This window comes from Colwellia sp. Arc7-D, from assembly GCF_003061515.1.
Classification (GTDB): Bacteria; Pseudomonadota; Gammaproteobacteria; order Enterobacterales; family Alteromonadaceae; genus Cognaticolwellia.
The window spans coordinates 1,850,868-1,869,428 of sequence record NZ_CP028924.1; the positions used below are offsets into that span (position 1 = coordinate 1,850,868).

16 protein-coding genes are annotated in these 18,561 nt (G+C 36.2%); 8 read left to right on the forward strand and 8 right to left on the reverse strand.

Annotated elements, in window-relative coordinates:
• Nucleotides 1-36: 36 nt before the first annotated feature.
• The 5 genes from DBO93_RS08090 to DBO93_RS08110 form a co-directional block, all read right to left on the reverse strand.
• Nucleotides 37-582, reverse strand: a complete 546-nt coding sequence (locus DBO93_RS08090; RefSeq protein ID WP_108455871.1) for a GAF domain-containing protein — start codon at nucleotides 580-582, stop codon at nucleotides 37-39.
• Nucleotides 583-1,031: 449 nt separating this feature from the next.
• Nucleotides 1,032-1,442, reverse strand: a complete 411-nt coding sequence (locus DBO93_RS08095; RefSeq protein ID WP_108455872.1) for a lysozyme inhibitor LprI family protein — start codon at nucleotides 1,440-1,442, stop codon at nucleotides 1,032-1,034.
• Between the two features lie 9 nt (nucleotides 1,443-1,451).
• Nucleotides 1,452-1,754 (reverse strand): YciI family protein, encoded by a 303-nt coding sequence (locus DBO93_RS08100; RefSeq protein WP_108455873.1) that lies wholly within the window; start codon nucleotides 1,752-1,754, stop codon nucleotides 1,452-1,454.
• A 47-nt stretch (nucleotides 1,755-1,801) separates the two neighbouring features.
• Nucleotides 1,802-2,368 (reverse strand): septation protein A, encoded by a 567-nt coding sequence (locus DBO93_RS08105; RefSeq protein ID WP_108455874.1) that lies wholly within the window; start codon nucleotides 2,366-2,368, stop codon nucleotides 1,802-1,804.
• Between the two features lie 171 nt (nucleotides 2,369-2,539).
• On the reverse strand, nucleotides 2,540-3,760 hold the full coding sequence (locus DBO93_RS08110; RefSeq protein ID WP_108455875.1) for a Xaa-Pro peptidase family protein: 1,221 nt from the start codon (nucleotides 3,758-3,760) through the stop codon (nucleotides 2,540-2,542).
• A gap of 181 nt (nucleotides 3,761-3,941) precedes the next feature.
• On the opposite strand from DBO93_RS08110, the gene DBO93_RS08115 reads away from it, so the two are divergent.
• From DBO93_RS08115 to DBO93_RS08135, 5 genes are all read left to right on the forward strand, one after another.
• Entirely contained in the window at nucleotides 3,942-5,207 is a 1,266-nt protein-coding gene (locus DBO93_RS08115) for a bifunctional alpha/beta hydrolase/OsmC family protein (RefSeq protein WP_108455876.1), read from the forward strand.
• Nucleotides 5,208-5,383: 176 nt separating this feature from the next.
• Entirely contained in the window at nucleotides 5,384-5,767 is a 384-nt protein-coding gene (locus tag DBO93_RS08120) for a hypothetical protein (protein WP_108455877.1), read from the forward strand.
• A 113-nt stretch (nucleotides 5,768-5,880) separates the two neighbouring features.
• Nucleotides 5,881-6,090, forward strand: a complete 210-nt coding sequence (locus DBO93_RS08125) for a hypothetical protein (protein ID WP_108455878.1) — start codon at nucleotides 5,881-5,883, stop codon at nucleotides 6,088-6,090.
• Nucleotides 6,091-6,193: 103 nt separating this feature from the next.
• On the forward strand, nucleotides 6,194-6,568 hold the full coding sequence (locus tag DBO93_RS08130) for a hypothetical protein (protein ID WP_108455879.1): 375 nt from the start codon (nucleotides 6,194-6,196) through the stop codon (nucleotides 6,566-6,568).
• A 148-nt stretch (nucleotides 6,569-6,716) separates the two neighbouring features.
• Nucleotides 6,717-7,583 (forward strand): universal stress protein, encoded by an 867-nt coding sequence (locus DBO93_RS08135; RefSeq protein ID WP_108455880.1) that lies wholly within the window; start codon nucleotides 6,717-6,719, stop codon nucleotides 7,581-7,583.
• A gap of 210 nt (nucleotides 7,584-7,793) precedes the next feature.
• Here DBO93_RS08135 and DBO93_RS08140 read toward each other — a convergent pair whose 3' ends face one another.
• Together DBO93_RS08140 and DBO93_RS08145 are read right to left on the reverse strand one after the other, a co-directional pair.
• Nucleotides 7,794-8,861, reverse strand: coding sequence for a CNNM domain-containing protein (locus DBO93_RS08140; protein ID WP_108455881.1), 1,068 nt, complete (start codon nucleotides 8,859-8,861; stop codon nucleotides 7,794-7,796).
• A gap of 25 nt (nucleotides 8,862-8,886) precedes the next feature.
• Complete coding sequence (locus DBO93_RS08145; protein WP_108455882.1) at nucleotides 8,887-10,239, reverse strand: magnesium transporter; 1,353 nt, start codon at nucleotides 10,237-10,239, stop codon at nucleotides 8,887-8,889.
• A gap of 269 nt (nucleotides 10,240-10,508) precedes the next feature.
• Here DBO93_RS08145 and DBO93_RS08150 point away from each other — a divergent pair, with 269 nt between their 5' ends.
• Entirely contained in the window at nucleotides 10,509-11,480 is a 972-nt protein-coding gene (locus DBO93_RS08150) for a magnesium transporter CorA family protein (protein ID WP_108455883.1), read from the forward strand.
• Between the two features lie 106 nt (nucleotides 11,481-11,586).
• Here the strand turns inward: DBO93_RS08150 and DBO93_RS08155 are convergent, their stop codons facing one another.
• Nucleotides 11,587-12,759 (reverse strand): cation:proton antiporter, encoded by a 1,173-nt coding sequence (locus DBO93_RS08155; protein WP_162533751.1) that lies wholly within the window; start codon nucleotides 12,757-12,759, stop codon nucleotides 11,587-11,589.
• 268 nt (nucleotides 12,760-13,027) lie between these two features.
• Between DBO93_RS08155 and DBO93_RS08160 the strand changes: the two genes are divergently transcribed.
• Together DBO93_RS08160 and DBO93_RS08165 are read left to right on the forward strand one after the other, a co-directional pair.
• Nucleotides 13,028-14,806 (forward strand): BamA/TamA family outer membrane protein, encoded by a 1,779-nt coding sequence (locus DBO93_RS08160; protein ID WP_162533752.1) that lies wholly within the window; start codon nucleotides 13,028-13,030, stop codon nucleotides 14,804-14,806.
• Nucleotides 14,803-18,546 carry a translocation/assembly module TamB domain-containing protein gene (locus DBO93_RS08165; RefSeq protein WP_108455886.1) on the forward strand — a complete coding sequence of 1,248 codons (3,744 nt, stop codon included), beginning with the start codon at nucleotides 14,803-14,805 and terminating at the stop codon, nucleotides 18,544-18,546. Before DBO93_RS08160 ends, DBO93_RS08165 begins: the two co-directional genes overlap by 4 nt.
• Nucleotides 18,547-18,561 lie beyond the last annotated feature (15 nt).

An 18,561-nucleotide genomic window follows, 5' to 3' on the forward strand; every position in this document is an offset into this window, starting at 1 on the left:
TATGTGGATAATTTGTGGCGTTTAAGGACATTAAATCTATTCACTCAATATATTAATTATATTTTCTTTAGATTTACTTGAGTAGGTTTCAGAAACGTTATCGCTGATAAATAAAGAGGCTTTTACGGCAATTTTTTTAAGTGTTTTTATATCAGCTGTTTGCCACTCGACTTGATCGCCAGTTCGTTCGCAGCAGATTATGCCCAATGGGACAAAGTCCTTTTTGAATGTTACATCCAATAAAGAATGTATATTGTGAACATCGAAGTATCCCTTATTAAAGCATTTAGATACGTCATTATTCCTAGCGTCAGAAGCAACTAAAAACTCATTCTCAATAATGTGTGAAAAGTAATCTTTAAAGTCACTGGCCAGTAAATGCTCCCCCATCGTTTGCTTGCCATATTCGTCAAGACAAATGAGAGAAAACATTTCAGAATAGTCACTACAAAACAGCCAAATACCTACCCGATCACATTCAGGAATTGCTGATTTAATGGTTGAACAAATTTTTAATAATTTATTATTTAAAGACGTACGTGGGTTACTTAAATAAACTGATAGGTTTGACAATATTTCCATAAACTACATCAACCAAGAGTCTTTGATTTAAAGTTAGATAAGCGCATGATTTTAAATATTATAAACATCATTTCTAAGTTAATTCGATAATCGGTATCACTATCATATGTTGTAGTTTATAGCCGTTATCGAATCATCAGCAGATTAGATGAAAATCACGCATTGATTGAGTGTTAATTTAGGTGAAATCAGCATATATATCAAGCTTTATTCAGCTGAGCTAACTTAATAAAAAGTGATAAAGTTTTTTAAATAACAAAGAAATAAATTTTAGACTTAACAATCCGTTTTTTTACTCATTAACGGACTAGTTAAAGAAGGATGAAATGCGAAAGTTAACACCAAATATATCAGAGTAATACTCTACATTGCGCTGAGACTTAACAAGTAATGAAACGATTTTTCACTACTTATTATTAGTTGCTTTAGTATATTTAATACTCGAATAGTTATTTGTTTTTATTGAGGTGAGTTAATTCTTCAATGCGGTCTTGTGTTAACGTGATATAACATTTTTTATAGGCGATAGCTGCGCTTTCGTCTGGTGCGAGGACTAAATACTGCCAACGACAGTTATTTTCTCGGTAGCTGATAAAGTTTCGCTGAGAGCGCTTAAACATATCAAGCGATGTACTTCGTCCATTGTGAAGTGATAACTCTTCTAAAATAAAGGTTTGATTATTTATCCAGGTTTGTAATTCACGATCTTTCTTATCTCTAATACCATCTAAACACCGAGATACATCGGCTGTACTGTCCATAGTTTTTTCGCACAGATCAACCGTATTTTTAGCCATTAAAGAGCTTGAGAACAGCAGGGCGCTGACTAATATGTATCTACTAAGTGTTTTATTATTCATAGCTAATATTTATGCTGGAAGTACTTTTTTGTACGGTTTAACAGTAACGTTTTTATAAACGCCTGCCGCGATGTAAGGGTCTTCGTCAGCCCACTGTTGAGCAGCTACTAAACTGTCGAACTTTGCAATAATAAGTGAGCCAGTAAAGCCTGCATCGCCTGGATTTTCGCTATCGATAGCTGGACAAGGTCCGGCTACTAGTAATCTTCCTTGATTTTGCAACATACGCAATCGGTCTAAATGACTTTCGCGTACACTCATTCTCAGCGCTAAGCTGTTCTCAACATCTTCACTATAAATAAGGTAAAACATTTTATATCCAAAATATTAAATTAAAAATACGTATTACAAATACTAAATTATTCTTGTTTCTCTGTTTTTTGTTCTGAGTCTTCTTGTTCTTCAGGCATATATTTATAAAGAGATAACACTGAGCCAATGGCAAATATAAACGTCATGGCAGTTAAACCAAACACCTTAAAATTAACCCAAGTTTCTAAACTAAAATTAAAGGCAATGTACCAGTTAAGAAAACCACAAAGCGCGAAAAACAATGCCCAAGCTAAGTTTAGTCTGTTCCAAATGTTTTCAGGTAAGGTTAGGGCTTCACCTAAAAACTCTTTCATAATGTTTTTATTAAATAATTTCTGACTCACTAAAAGTGCAATTGCGAAAATCCCTTGGATAATCGTCACTTTCCATTTCAAGAAAGTATCATCATGCATATATATAGTTAAGCCTCCAAAAACGGCAATTAGACCGAAGAAAATCAAATTTCTTTTTGGAATGGGTTGCTTTTTAATTAAAAAATAAGCTATTTGAATGGCGGAAGCGACGATTAGTGCGCCAGTAGCCCAATAGATATCGGCGAATTTATAAAATACGAAAAAAATAACCAGTGGAATATATTCTAAAAATGCGTGCATAAATTCAGTATCAAAAATAACAATGTATCGATTCTACTCAAAGCTCAAGACATACGCCACTCTATTTAGTTAGCTAAAATGTAATAATTTTTAAAAGTCAGGAATAAACGCAGGTTTGGCCCTGAACTTTGAGTCAAGTTATTTACGTTATATCGCCCAGCTTAATATAGCTTAAGCTTGCTTATAACCAAAAGGGTCGTCGATTGAGTAGGAAGGCTCCGTGAACCACTTTGCGCCAGTTTCTGTCATATAAAAATGGTCTTCTAAACGAATACCAAATTCATTAGGTATTACCAGCATGGGTTCATTAGAAAAACACATACCTTTAGTCAGTGGCGTTCTATCGCTGCGAACTAAATATGGCCATTCATGAATATCCAGACCTACACCATGACCTGTTCTATGAGGGCATCCAGGTGTTTGGTAATCAGGTCCTAAGTTTTGGCTTGCTAAGTAAGCTCTTGCTGCAACATCAACATCACCACAAGCAACACCTATTTTGGCTGCGTCGAATGCAGCTTCTTGTGCTAATTTTTCAATCAACCACATATCTCGTTGGCGTTGGTTTGGCTCGCCAAAAACATAGGTACGGGTAATATCTGAGTTATACCCTTCAACCTGACAACCGGTATCAATGAGTACAATGTCATTTTCTTCGAGTGCTTTGGGCGATTTAACACCGTGAGGGTATGAAGAATCTTCACCGAAAAGTACAATACAAAAGTATGAACCAGCAGGTGCCCCCACTTTACGGTGAGCTTGATCAATAAAATCAGTCACTTCTTGCACTGTTATACCTACATGCAATATACGAGCTACCGCTTTGTGAACTTCAATAGTCATGTTTTTTGCCTGTTGTAACAAGGCTATTTCAGTATCAGACTTTTCTGCTCTACAACCTGCCGTTACACATTTAGCGTCGATAAGTGTTAAAGCTGGGGCTGCTTTTTTAATACCGTCTGCAATAAAAAATGCGGCAGACTCATCAATGGCTAATTGACCTGTTGTTATGCCAATTTCACTTAACGTTTGTGATACTAACTGATAAGGGCTTTCATGCTCTTGCCAACCTTTAATTTCACCTTTTATCGTCATGTACTGACTCAGCGTGTTAACTTCAAAATAAGGAGTAATATATTTTATTTCTCCTTCCTGAGGAATAATAGCACCCACCATACGTTCACTGGCATACCAGCGTGTACCTGTGAAGTAGTATAAATTTGTTCCTGCATCAATATAGGTAGCTGCTATATTATTTTCAGCCATGATCGTTTGTGCTTTTTTAATACGTTGTTTAAATTCAGCCTCAGAAATCGCTTTTACCTGATTTGTCATATTAGCTAATTTTTCAAGCTCGATTTTTGCGGTAGAGCCGCCAACACCTATAGTCATACTTGTTCCTTAACAATAAAAAATACCGCTATATTTTATACATAATATGAAGTTATGTATCGTAATATTTAAGTTAAATACTATGGGTAAATGTTAATGGGAGAAATTAAATTTAAGCTTTAGCGGTCAATCTTAGTAATCTAGATATAAAATAAAACTATCAAATAACAAAGGATCCCCTATGCGTCAAAAAGTCGAGTTTATCAGTGGAGAACACAAACTTAGTGGTTTGCTAGAAACCCCAGAATCTGATGTTAAATTTTATGCACTATTTGCCCATTGCTTTACTTGTGGTAAAGACATTGCGGCGGCATCACGTATAAGCCGAGCGCTAGTTAGAAAAGGAATTGCCGTGTTAAGGTTCGACTTTACCGGTTTAGGAAATAGCGATGGTGACTTTGCAAATAGTAACTTTTCCTCAAATATAAAAGACTTACTTGCCGCTGCGGATTTTCTTCGTACAACATATCAAGCGCCGAGATTGCTTATTGGTCATAGCTTGGGTGGTGCAGCAGTGCTTAATGTTGCTCAACAGGTTGAAGAAGCTATGGCCATAGTCACTATTGGGGCTCCATCTGATGCCGAACATGTCGCTCATAACTTTGCCTTACAAGTCGATGATATTGAAAAGTACGGTAAAGCAGAAGTGAACTTGGCTGGACGTGTGTTTACTATCGAAAAACAGTTTTTAGATGACATTAAACGCTACGATACCAGTCGCATTGGTAATTTAAGGAAAGCACTTTTAGTCATGCATTCACCCATTGACAGTACCGTCAATATCAGTGAAGCGGAAAAAATATATCAAGCGGCCTTACATCCTAAAAGCTTTGTTAGTTTAGATGACGCGGATCATTTATTAACGAATAAGCGTGATGCCGAGTATGCTGCCGATGTAATTTCGGCGTGGGCAGGGCGATATATAACACATGATAAAAGTGTTAATAAAGACGTTAGCAACGTTATGTCTTCAATGAACGCTTCTAAAACAAGTGCTGAATATGGGAAAACTGAAATTACTAAAGGTCATGTGATTGTTGAAGAAAAAAATCATAAATTTACTCAGCATGTAAGCACAGCTAGCCACTATTGGCTTGCAGATGAGCCAGAAAGTGTTGGTGGCAATAATATGGGTCCTGATCCTTATGAGCATTTACTTGCCGGTTTAGGCGCCTGTACTGCTATGACACTTCGTATGTATGCCACACGCAAAAATCTTGCTATAAAACATATAAAAGTTGAACTAAAGCATAGTCGAAATTATTTACTTGATTGCCAAGAGTGTGAAGAGCAAAGCCAAGGTATTGAAGCCATAGTGCGTGAAATTAGTTTTATTGGTGAGTTAGAGGCTAAGCAACAAGCACGATTTTTAGAAATAGCAGATAAATGCCCAGTCCATAAAACCTTGCACAATAACGTAAAAGTCATCAGTAAGTTGGTCAATTAATCTGATGGTTTTTAAGGTGATAGCATAGTCAGTAACGCTACAAATAACTTTCTGATGTTAGTAATGTTTATGTACTTTCTTTTCAAAGTTATTTACATTAGTCGCATTACCTTTTTATGAAAATAAAAAAATACGCTGACTAAGCTGTTACTTTTTGATGAAATCCAGGAGCTATAATGGAATCGCATGGAGATTACAAAATTAATCTGACTGGAAATGTAGTACATATATATCCATCAGGAAGCTTTAATCAAGAAGGTGTTAAGCAATTAAACGATAAAGTTTTATTAATTGCTCCTCAAAACTCTCCTTGGGCCTTGCTAGCTCACGCCGATGAATCTGCTGGTTTAACACCTGAAGCGGTTAACGAAATAATTAATTTTTTTCAGCAGATAAGTAAAGAAAACTGTGTCGTTATAGGCATTGCAGCTTTACCAACTTGGCAAGGGGTGCTTGAAAAATCAATCAAAGAAAATGCTGATATTACTATACCCGTTTATCTGGATGCTAACTTATCGAAATTAGATTCATTGATTAAAAAAATCATGGATAGTGCTTAAGTATATGAGAAAGTTAATTTTATTAGCGCTTTTGGTTGTTGTGTTTACTGAGGTTTTTAAGATTAAACCTTTTACAAATTTCACTTGAAAATAATATATTTGAAGAGCGCTTTATGTCTAATTCAATGTCTTTAGAAAAAATATTTATGATTTTAGCCATTATACTTGGCTTGGGTTCAACGGTTGATTTAATTTATAACTTAGTGACTTTAAACTTTCAATTAGCTGAAATATTGCGCTGTAGCTTCAACATCGTTATTGCTTTATTGATATACCTATACGCAAATAAGAAACATAAAGAAAAGCTTAACTCTATTGTGTAGACGTTTATTAACGGTAATTTAAACCTTATACGCACAACAAAGAAAATATAACATGCTAGGATTAATACTTATGGCGAATCAAGTCTTGATTCATGGAGTGTAGATGAAATCTGTTATAAATTTATTGATTGTCATCATCTCTTTATTAAGCCTATTTGCTGGCATAGCAAAAGTTATCCATAGCCCTGATGAAGTTCAGTTTTTACAACATTTCATGTTTAATGACTTTGCTATTACCCTCTATGGTGTCATTCAAATTTTCGCTGCAGCTTTGCTTTCAATGGGGCTATTTTTTTCTTATAACAAGGTTGCGAAAGTGGGAGCAGTTTTCGTCGCTTTAGCCTTTCTATTATCAAGTGTTTTAATCTTTGTTAGCGGAAACTTTATGTTTGCATTGATTTCATTATTACCTGTCGCTTGCACAGCCTTAATTATTCGTCAAATGCACTTGAACAATAACACCAACACCAACACCTAAAGTTACGAGGGTTTAGCTTTAGTTCTCGATTAACCTTTTTAAGCTATTTTCATTTCATTACTTATCTTACTAAGCTTTGTTCTATATCAAAGAAACGCTGAATCTTGTGTGTTATTTTTAAGTAATACACATCAGCTGAGAGGGTATTATGAACAGTATATTAGTGATTGCAGATTTATCGGAAAGTAAGCAAGTGGCTATTCAGCGCGCTTGTGAACTTGCTAAAAGCACCCATAATTCTTTACATATTGTTTATTTTTGTTATCAAAGTTTACGACTTATTGATGATGATCCACAAAAGATACAACAAACAATAATAGATGCAGTTAAACAAGATGCAAAAACATCACTCAAGACAATAATCCCTGAAGGAGTTAACTACAGTTTTGACGTTGTTTGGGAAAAACGTATTTATAATTGGATAAATAATTACGCAGAAGAGCATAGCCCAACCATGGTGGTAAAAACGGCACACCGAAGTGAGACTTTTTTGTACACGTCAACTGATTGGCAATTATTACGCGAATGCCCAGCACCTGTTTTTATTGTCAGTGATAATAAATGGCGCAAATCACCTAATGTATTAGCCGCAATAGATCTAGAAACCAAACGCAAAAGTAAACAAGCGTTAAACCATCAAATATTGAAAGCCGCTAAAGTATTTTCTCAAACCAATGAAGCGGAATTATTTGTATGCTACACCGTAGTATTTTCAAAAGTATTACGTGACTTAGGTATTCACTTCAAAGACGAGTTGGAGCTTAAGGCAGCTAAAACCTTAAAAACCCAAATAGAAACGTTGGCTGTTGAATACGACATACCTGTCGCTAACTTTTATGTTAAAGCAGGCGAACCAGAAAAGGTTATTCCCAGCATTGCCGCGCAGCAAAAAGCAGGCTTAGTTGTCATAGGTACGGTTGGGCGTAAAGGTTTGCAAGCTAAAGTACTAGGGAATACAGCAGAGAAAATCTTGAGCTTGTTGAAATCAGATGTACTTGCTTTAAAGCCAGAGTAATTAAGGCTATAACGTAAAAGTGACTCAATGCTTGCTGACAGAATTTAAAGCTTTGTAGGTGTTGTTATTTAGGCATTGTTATTTAGACGTTATCATTTAAAAGGTGTAATTTTAAAGGCTTAACTTGAAAGGTTTAACTTGAAAGGTGAAAAATAAAAACTTCGGCGTCAGTAGCCGAAGTTTAATATTGTAAAATAAGTTACTGCTTAATTATTTTTTTTCAGCGTTTATCAGCTCTGCTACTTTTTCGTTATGCTGCACTAATGGCAACATGCCTTTAAGTAAACGGCCAAATATATCTGCACCAGTAATAATGCGTCTAGTTTCGCCCCACACTAATAACACATCGTGTTCAATAACACCGTCGAAGTTTTTATCAATTGAGGTGTTCACTTTCATTTGTAAAATAGCTTCGTTTAATGACGTAGTTTCATCTGAGATAACAACCGGGCGATGACAATAACTGTAAGGGTCAAAGTTCTCTGACTGAAACAGTGCGCTTCGTAAGAAACCATCAGCATCAATAACTAATAATGGTGTACCTTCAAGGTTTGTTATAACCACCCAGCTGTGACCCGACTCATTGAGCATAGTTAAAAAAGGATCATTAGCACCAGAGTATGTGTCAGGCAAAATAGGCAAATCAAGCTTTGTTGGTAACGCTATAATAGAGCTTGGGTCTAACACTTCACCTTCTTCAGTGACCTTAATTTCATCTAAGGCAAAAAAGTTTAACGCGCCGATACCCTCAACATGGTTTAAATCAGCTTCTTCGGCACGTATATGCTCTTTAATAATATTACCGAGTTCACTCTCCCCTAAGTAGGTAATACCTTCTTTACCTAACCATGCATCTAGAATGAGTGCACTTGGTCGCGCCACGGGGTAAAGAACAAATTGGTAGAAACGAATAATCGGAGCTAGCATGCTACCCATTTTTAAAGCGTTACGAGAAAAGTAAGCTTGTGGTGTTATTTCACCCACGATGGTAATGGCTATTGTTGAGAATAAAAACGCGCCAACACCGGCTAAAACTGAATCTGACAACATGGTTAATAAAACATTAATTCCTACGTTGCCCCATAAAATAGTAGCAAGTAAAAAGTTAGAATCGTTTCTTAACGTTAATACAATTTTGGCGGCTTTATTGCCTTTATTCGCTTCTACTTCTAACTGCAGTCTACTCAGTGAAAAAAAAGCTAAATTTAATCCTGAAAAAATAGCAGATTGTGAAATACAAAACACAATAGCAATCCAGGTGATAGTTTCTACAGGCATTACTTAAATCCTCTTTTTACTTTTCTTAAAGTAGCAGTAAGCTACCTAATCCTAAAAATACAACGAAACCAACAATGTCGGTTACTGTGGTTAAAATAACCGCGCCAGATAAGGCAGGGTCAATATTCAATTTATTCAAAATGGCAGGGATCATAACCCCGGATGCCGATGCCGTCAGTAAATTTAATAAGATTGCTAAGGCAATAACGAAACTCAGTTGTGCATTGTCAAACCAAAAGTAGGTAATTACGCCAATAACAAGCGACCAAATGATACCGTTTAGCCCACCAACTTTTAATTCCTTACGTAATAGTACTTTTCTGTTTTGTTCTGTTATCTGACCTAATGCCATACCTCGAACAATAACGGTTAACGTTTGGCTACCTGAAACCCCACCCATTGATGCTACAACAGGCATTAAAACAGCTAAAGCCACCACTTGTTGCAAGGTAGCTTCAAAAAAGCCAATAAACCAAGAGGCTAAAAATGCAGTAATTAAATTAATACCAAGCCAAATGCCACGGTTTTTGGCACTGGTTCTAACACTTGAAAATAAATCTTCGTCGGTAGATAAACCGGCAGCACTGTTAATTTGCTCTGTTTGTGTTTCTTGTTTGACTTGATAAGCCGTCTCAACGGTAAAACGGCCAAGGAAGTGGTCGTTTTCATCAACAACAGGCAATGACATTTTACCCGATAAAATTACAGCTTCTGCCGCCGAAGTTAATTCTTCATTACCATTGAGTTTAATGGTTTCAGGCGAAAACAATGTTTTTAGGGTACTTTCAGCATCACTTTGAATTAAGCTGTTAATGTCAACAGTGCCAGTTAGAACACCCTCTTTATTTACTGCATAAAAGTCTTCTGTATAAGGAGATAAGCCTTTTTGTAATAATAATTGCGCACTGGTTATTTTAAGCTTTTCAGAAATACGGACATAATTGTAATCTAGCCAATGGCCGACCTGATCAACAGTAAACTGTTGTGCTTGTTGATAAAGTTTTCGCTGCGAGTCGTCTAGATTTTTGATCGCATATTTTAATAATCGACTCGGTATTTCTTCTGCAATTTCAATTACATCGTCAACGTCTAGTTGAGCGAGTAGTTCGAAGCACTCATCATCACTTAACGCCTGAATTAAGCTTGTTCTTGTGCCTTGTCCCATATCGACAAAAGCATCTTTTTGAATGTCTTCTGGGTACGTAGCCCAGACACTTAAACGTTTATCTTGTGGCAGAGCTTCAATTAATAGCGCGAACTGCTCTGCTACAAGAGTTTCATTTGCAGCAAGCATTATTTGGGCTATGTCTTGCTCATGCTCTGCAATGAGAATGTCGTCGATAACTAAGGATAATTTATCAATAGTATTTTCTAACATTGGTTAATCCTTAAAACCGTTTTAATAACGGGATATGATCTTTATTGAGTAATGAATTGTATAACACTTATGGTTAACTATTATGGTGTTAATTTTATTCGTATTTACAGGTAATTGTATTACAATCAGGTAGAAATAAGTTAGCTTTAATAACAAAAAAGTTAAGTTTATTTTACAGTTTTTTGTTACTGATTCTCAGGTGTTTATAAAAGCTGAGAATAGGGTTAATAAATTATCCCGTTTTATTCGGGGCATATTGAGAGTATAAAATGATAAAATGTATGTTGATTTCACCTACACAAGAAACCGTTATCGGTAGTCGTGAATTAATAAGTCAATGGCAGGAAAATAACGACACTACGTTATGGATTGATCTTGATAACGTTGACTTAGAAGAAGAGAAAAAAATATTAACAGAATTTAAATGTCATCCTCTTGCGATCAACGATGTGCTGCGTGAGCGCCATCCTCCTAAAATTGAACTGTTTAAAGATTATATCTTTATGTTGTATCGCGGCATTGTTGCTAACGATGACAGCCTGAAATTCAATCATTTACAAATAAGTATGTTTATCGGCAAGCGCGTGTTAATTACTCGACATCCACAAAGTTCGTTAGCGATTAACGAGTTATTTTGTGAAATAGGTGAAAAGTACCTTAAGCGTAGTCCTGTTCATTTAGCACTAAGACTTTTCCATAGCAGCTGTGGTTACTACCTTAAAGAAATGTTTAGTTTTGAAGCTGAGCTAGAAAGAATTGAAGATGACTTTCAATTAAGTGGTAACGACCAAATGATGAAACAAATTACCTCTTATCGTTCACAACTGGTTAAAATAAGACGTACTTTTAATTATCACGTAAACATGGGTGAAACCTTAAAAGCTTATGTTGATGATGAAGACACTGATTTAATCACTGATAAAGAAACTCATACGGTGAATGACTTACGTGAACGTCTCGACCGCCTGCTCAGTTTGTCGCAAATGTATTATGATATTTGTGGTGATTTAATTAATGGTTATATGTCAGTAACATCACATCAACTGAATGCTACTATGCGAGTATTAACGGTTATTACAGCATTATTTGTGCCGTTAACTTTTCTCGCCGGTATCTACGGTATGAACTTTGAATATATACCTGAGCTAAAAGCTGATAATGGTTACTTCATCTTATTAGGTGTTATGGCTGTGGTTTCAGTCGTATTGCTAATCGTATTTAAGCGAAAACGCTGGTTATAGCAATGTTAACTCATAGAAATATGGGTTAAAACTAGATTGAATAGGAAGTTATGCCGACTCAAAACGGTATAGCTTCCTAATATAAATTACATCAGAGCTTATTAAATTACACTGATGGTTTTAGCGGGGTGTGTTCGACTTTAAGCCATTTTTTACTCAGGCCAATCCATATTGGGCTAGTCAGTAATGATAACGAGATAACACATAAGGCTAATTGGTAACCATACTCATTAATAATACTTGCCTGATGACCAACAGCAGCTAGCACAAAACTAAACTCACCTATTTGCGATAACAATACTCCAGCATAAAGACTCTCTTTCCAACTGAATTTTGACAACTTTAAAATAATAGCATTGATGAAAATATTAGTAATTAATGCGGCCATCACTAATATAGCGGTTTGTTGCCAATGACTTATTAAGAAGCTAATGTCTAGCAACATGCCTACTGAAACAAAAAACAAGGCAACAAATAACACCCTAAATGAATCTAAAGTCCGATGTACCCATAAGGTTTCTTTAGCTGCTCCCACAAGCATACCAGCAATAAATGCTCCTAAAGCGGTTGATAGCTCAAACCATGCTGTGAGCATAGCTAAGCCAAAACAAATACCTAATGCAGCAAAAAGTTGTAATTCATGATCACCCTTTAACCACTTTGATAACGGTAAATGCACTTGTTTACGGGTAATTACAAAGGCGAATAATGCAACGGCGAATAGCGTGCCGACACCTTGTTTAACTAATTGCACATTGTCGATGTTACCCGCACCAAGTAACCCTATGATTATAAGCATCGGAATAATGGCTAAGTCTTGCGCGAGTAAAATGCCTAATGCACTTTGCCCTAAGCTGGATGAAAGCATGCCATTATCTTGCAGTAATTTGATAACAATAGCGGTACTACTCAGGCTGATAACAAAGCCAATTAATACAATGCGAGCTAAACTCCAGTCAAACCAAATACCTAATAACCAAACGCAACCAACACTGAGTATAATTTGCATCAAGGTACCGAAAATAATGAGTTTCCAGTTTTCGACTAATTTATGAATGTCGGTTTCCATGCCAACAAAAAATAACAGTAAAACCACGCCCGCTGTGCCTAAACGTGAAATACTGTCAATGTCGGTAACTAAACCAAAGCCCCAAGGACCGATAAAAATTCCTGCAATTAAATAAGCGACGACATGGGGTTGTCGAAAAAATTTCAAGATAAAGCCTAACAACAGTATAAAGAAAATAGCGCCCACCGCTTGAGGTAAAAATGGGTCCATGTGCATAGCTGTTAACCTTTTAAAATATTGTATAAAATTAAGTGTAATGACAAAACAATCTACTGTTTGCAAAGTTGTTAAAGTATTGAATAAAACAATGTGGAAAGTTTGTAATTTTAACGATAGTGTAAACTACTTTATTTTATAACAACTATGTTTTATTAAGATTTCAGCTAAATAGTAATTAAATAATGATCTCATGAAACAAAGTCGTCATAATTATATTCCGCTTTGTTGTTATCATCAGTTAATCAGCCATGGAAAAATATTGAAATATCTGAATTACCTATACATAAGCCGATTATTTTATACATATATTACATTACTTTTACTGGTAACTACGTCCAAAGTAATTGCAGCTGACCCCGGCATTAATTCAGGCACACATCTCAATATTATTGGTGTTGAAACAACCTTTAAAACTAATATTTATCGTAGTTTAAGCAGTAACGAAAATGTTATTCCTTTGTCTTTGCTCGGTTTCCCTCAATCCGACAATTATATTTTAAGTAAAGCACGCAGTGCACTACAAGCATTAGGCTATTATCAGCCCGCTTTAACGTTGTCAGAAGATCAAAAAGGGAAGGTATTGAGCATTGAGCTAAATAAACCTGTTCGGTGGAATAACAGCAGTATTGCGCTCAATTGTGAAATAGAATCGAAAGAAATGTCACAGCTTGTCGCTAAACACCCGTTTACCAAGGATAAAATAATTAACCATGGCGATTACAGTCAATTTAAATCACGGGTACAACGTCAAGCACAAGAGTTAGGTTTATTAAATGCTACTTTTGCCAAAAGTGCTTTAAATGTTGATATAGCAGAACTACAAGCAAATGTTGATTGGATTTTTAATTGCGGCGCTCGATATACCATCCATAAGATCTCCATTGAAGGTACGGTTTTATCTCACGATTTAGTTAACAGTTATTCAACTATTCGTGAAGGTGATGCCTACAGCCAATTAGACATTGTTGCTAGTCAACAAGCACTGAACCGTTCTGGTTTTTTTAAATCGGTTGTGGTTGATCAGTCAGTCGACCATGCAACAAAAAGTGTCGATGTTAACCTTTCAATACTCGATACCGACAAGTATGAGCTTAAAACGTTATTAGGCTACGGTACTGATAGTGGAGGAAAACTTGGTGTTAGTTGGAGAAATAGAAGGGTAAACAACAGGGCACATCAATATGTTGCTTCTATCGACTTTAATGAGGTTAAATTAAATAAAGCTAATTTACATGCGACATTTCAGTATCAAATCCCGTTAGAAAAAGCCAGTAGCCAGTGGATAAACCTAGTCAGTTATGAGGTTAAAGATGAAGAAATTGGTCGCAGTAATATTTTAACTTTAGAGTCGGTATTAGCGAATAAAATTAATGCTCATTGGTCGAGTCAATGGTCTATTGTTATGGCACAAGAGCAACTAGAATCAGAAGCTGATGTAAACCAAAGTCTTAAATATATTGTTCCTTCATGGCAGACTAACTATTACAGTGTGACCGATCCCTTTTCGGCGGTTGAGGGCTGGCGTTGGCAAAGTATCATTCGATTTAGTACCAAGCAATTGAGCAATCCCGACATCGAATTTTTACAAACAGATCAGAAAGTAAAACGTATTTGGTCATTAAATGATGATTGGCGTTTACTGTTGCGCGCTCGTATCGGTTCAACACTAATGGATACCGAAGATTTTACGAGTTCAATGCCATCAACCTATCGATTTTTTGCCGGCGGTGACGTATCTGTACGTGGTTATAAACATCAAAGCTTATCGCCGACTGATAACGATGTATCCATTGGTGGTAAGCATATATTAACCTCGGGCATTGAAGTTGATTATTTATTTTATGAAAGCTTTCGTTGGGCGATATTTTCCGACCAAGGTAATGCTTTTAATGATTGGAAAGACTGGGAGTTGCAAAAGTCAGTTGGTACAGGTTTAAGGTGGGTTACACCGATTGGTGCTATTCGCCTAGATATCGCGAAGGCACTTGACGGAAATAAAGCATGGCGTTTTCATGTCACCATAGGGCCTGATCTATGAAACCGTTCAAAAAGAAAGCCATACTAACTTGGCTTAGCGTAGCTTTTACTGCGTTAGTGGCGATTATATTGTTATTACTAACCTGGTTTTATACCACGGAGTCAGGTTTACAATGGTTAGTCAATCGCGGTGCACAATTTCAACCCCAAGCGCTAAGCATAGGTAAAGTCAGTGGTACATTAAGCTCGCGTGTACAGCTATCAGAATTTAAGTGGCAACAACCTGAGACAAATATTCACGTTACCGATATTGTTGTTGATTGTCAGTGGCTGTATTTGCTCGATAGGGTGGTCGTTTGCGATAACATCACGATAAATGCTTTCAATTTATCGAGTGATGGTGATAAAAAAACAGATGAACCTCAAGCAATTTTACCTGCGTTAAACGCCATTGAATTTCCTATTGAGATTAAGATCCAACAGGCAGCAATTAATACCATTAACTATCAAGTTATATCACCTGAAACAACAAATACTGCCAACAACAAACTTACCGTAAATGCCCAGTACAATATAAAGCAGTTAAGTTTGAAAAAATTGGCGCTTGCGGGCAATAAAGCCAGTGTTAGTGAATTAACGTTAACATATGACGAGCATAACCTTGCAGTATCTGGCTATGTTGATATGCGAAAAAAATGGCAACATCAACTCGGTTTAAGTGTACAAGGACCAAAGCTGTCGGTTAATGCAAAAACAAAAGGACGAATGAGTGAATCATCAACCTTAACCTTGCAGTTGCAATCGCCCAACCAATTATTAGTCTCTGCTGATTGGTATTATGATCAAGGTTTGTTTATAAAAAATGGCCGTTTAACCGCTGAAAAACAACAAGTGGCATTGAGCGATGTCAACATAACTGTTGAAAAGTTGTCCGGTAAATTTGCTCTTAATTGGCCTGAACTTACCGCAAACTTACAAACTACCGCTACTTGGCAAGCATTTGAACCGATTAGTTTAGATGTTAATACAACGCTCGACAATGTACTTAATTGGCGCTCGCATTTAGCCGTTTCTCTCTTGTTAAAAAGCGAACTTAAAGAAGCACAAATAGCCGCTTCAATAAAACAAGCCTTTCCAGACACAGTTAACCATAAAAGTTCGACAATAAAAGCCGCGTGGCCGGTGTTGGCGAACCTTGAAATGAATGTTAACCAAGGTATTTTAAACCTTAAAAGTCATGAAATTATATTGGGTGAGTTGACAGCCAATGTGCAAGGCGAGGTAAACATTGATAATCCAACCACTGAAAACTTATCGTTTAATGGCAGCATTGAAGGTCGCTCATTAGATTTAATAAATTCGTTAGAAATTGCTAATATCAAAGCAAATTGGCAAGTTGAAAAACAACAATCTGTTTGGGCAGCTACCAGCGAAGGAAAAATTGAGCATTTAGCTTTACCCAACTTTGTTGGTAAAAACATTGATTGGTCACTGGATTTTGGTGAAAAGTGGCTAGCCAATGTTAACGCAGGCTCATTTACTGTTAACGATAATGTTGTTGAACTAGCTTCATTAAATTTTTCAGGATTACCTGAAAAACATAATATGTTAGTAAAGGCTAAATTAGCAGAGAATACTGATGTCAACTTAACACTTGACGGTAAAATTCCACAAGAAAATGCTGAACCCTTTAGTCCTGAAAGTAATTTAGCTAACGCAATTTGGCAAATTAATAACCTTGAATTTAAAGCTTTAAATCAAAAAGAAAATGTTTTAATTACAAGCGAACAGTTGCTTTTGGGCTCAGATACGCAGCGGGTTAAAAACCTATGTCTTAGCGGTGTTGGAAAACTGTGTATTAATGCTGAAAATAAAACTCAGCAATGGTCAGCTAATTTAATATTTAATCAATGGGCAATGTCACCAGTTTTTAAACAAGTTCAAGCATGGCAATCAATACTACTCGCAAGTCCAACGCATGAATTACAAAGCATAGAGGGCACGGTTAATGGTAATTTATCGATAACAGGACATGCCAAAAAACTTGAAAAATTTAATGCCAATATAACAATCCCAAGCTTTAAATGGCAGTCAGCACAAATTCAATTGCAAGTAGAAGAATTTTCGGTCAATACCCAGCAGAAGCAAGACGATATTGCTTTAATTACCCAATGGGAAACCATAAATACTCAGATAGTTTTACCACAATCGCAATCTGAAGTTGTGATGCCTAAGGGCGAGCTTGTGCTGTCGATTACGCCTGATTTTAAAGTCGATTTTAATTTAGAACAACCAGATATTAAGTTTAATATTCCCGATGAAAAAATCAAAGCTGATAACGCTTTTTCAAAGCATTTATTAACTATTACACAATTTAAACTTCAAGGTCAGTGGTTACAAAACAGTGTTAGTTCACGACTGAATATTCGTTTACCAGGCGAAGATGAAATAACCGCTCAATTAAGCAGTGATTGGCCTTTAGTTGACTCTGCAAAGATAAGTGGTGACTTATCACTCAGTTTAAAAGAATTTGACTGGCTCAAACAATGGCAGAAAGGGTTAGATAAAATTGACCTCAGTTTAGTACAAAATTTTACCTTAGCAGGCACATTACAAAAGCCCATTATTGATGGTGAAGGTATAGTCGATATTAACCATTTAGTTATTGATGAATATGGCTTAGATATTAGTAACAGCAAAATAAAATTAAGCAGTCAGCAAGATAGCATTGTATTGTTGGGCGAATTACAAAATCCACAAGGGGCATTAACTATTGCCGGCGATGCTAAGATATCTGCGCCGATAAAAGCAAATTTAACCGTCGAAGGTCAACAAGTTACGCTGGTAAATAATAATGAAAATAAATTAATTGTTTCACCTATGCTAAAAGCAAAGTTCGAGAATAATCATTTAACTGTTAACGGTAATTTGGTTGTAGATCAGGCTGATATCAAAGTAGCATCATTACCAAAATCTGCAATTAATGTTTCTGAAGATCAAGTCATTATTGATGAAAACGCGCAAACCGTTACAGATTCGCCATTTGATTATGATATCTCTCTGACGTTGTCGGCAGGAGATAATGTTAAAATTAGCGGCTTTGGTTTATCAAGTGAAATACAAGGTAACCTATCTTCAACTCTTATAACCGGACAAGCCCTAACGCTTAATGGCCGATTAGATTTAAAAGACGGTAAGTTTGAAGCATACAAGCAAACATTGACTATAGAGCAAGGGCAATTATTGTTTTTGGGTACCGCTGCTAATCCGAGTATACAATTTCGTGCTATTAGAATGGTCGATGATATAAAAGTGGGCATTATTGCCGATGGCACCATACAAAAACCGCGTTTAACTTTATTTTCGGAGCCGACTATGGCTGATGAAAATATTTTATCCTTACTAATAACGGGTCGAAACCTAGACTCTTTATCGCAACAAGAGGGTAATGCTTTAACCAGTGCGGCTATTAGTTTAGGCGTAGAAAGTGCTAACAAATTAGTACAAAAAATAGGAGACCAGCTAGGTCTTAAAGATGTTGCATTTACCAGTAAAAGTGGCAGTAACGGTAATAGCACACGTGTTGATATTGCGGCGAAGATTAACGACCGCTTAAATGTTGGCTACGGCACGAACATAGATTCTGAAAGTGGCTTACAAGCAGGGTGGAGCATAGAATATAAACTATCACCGAATATATCTTTTGAAGCGATAAGCGGTGAAGAAATAAGTGCTAATATTAACTATAAAAAACAGTTTTCGACGACTAAAGATAAAAATAACAAAAAAGATCAAGACTAAGTGGTCACAAAAACA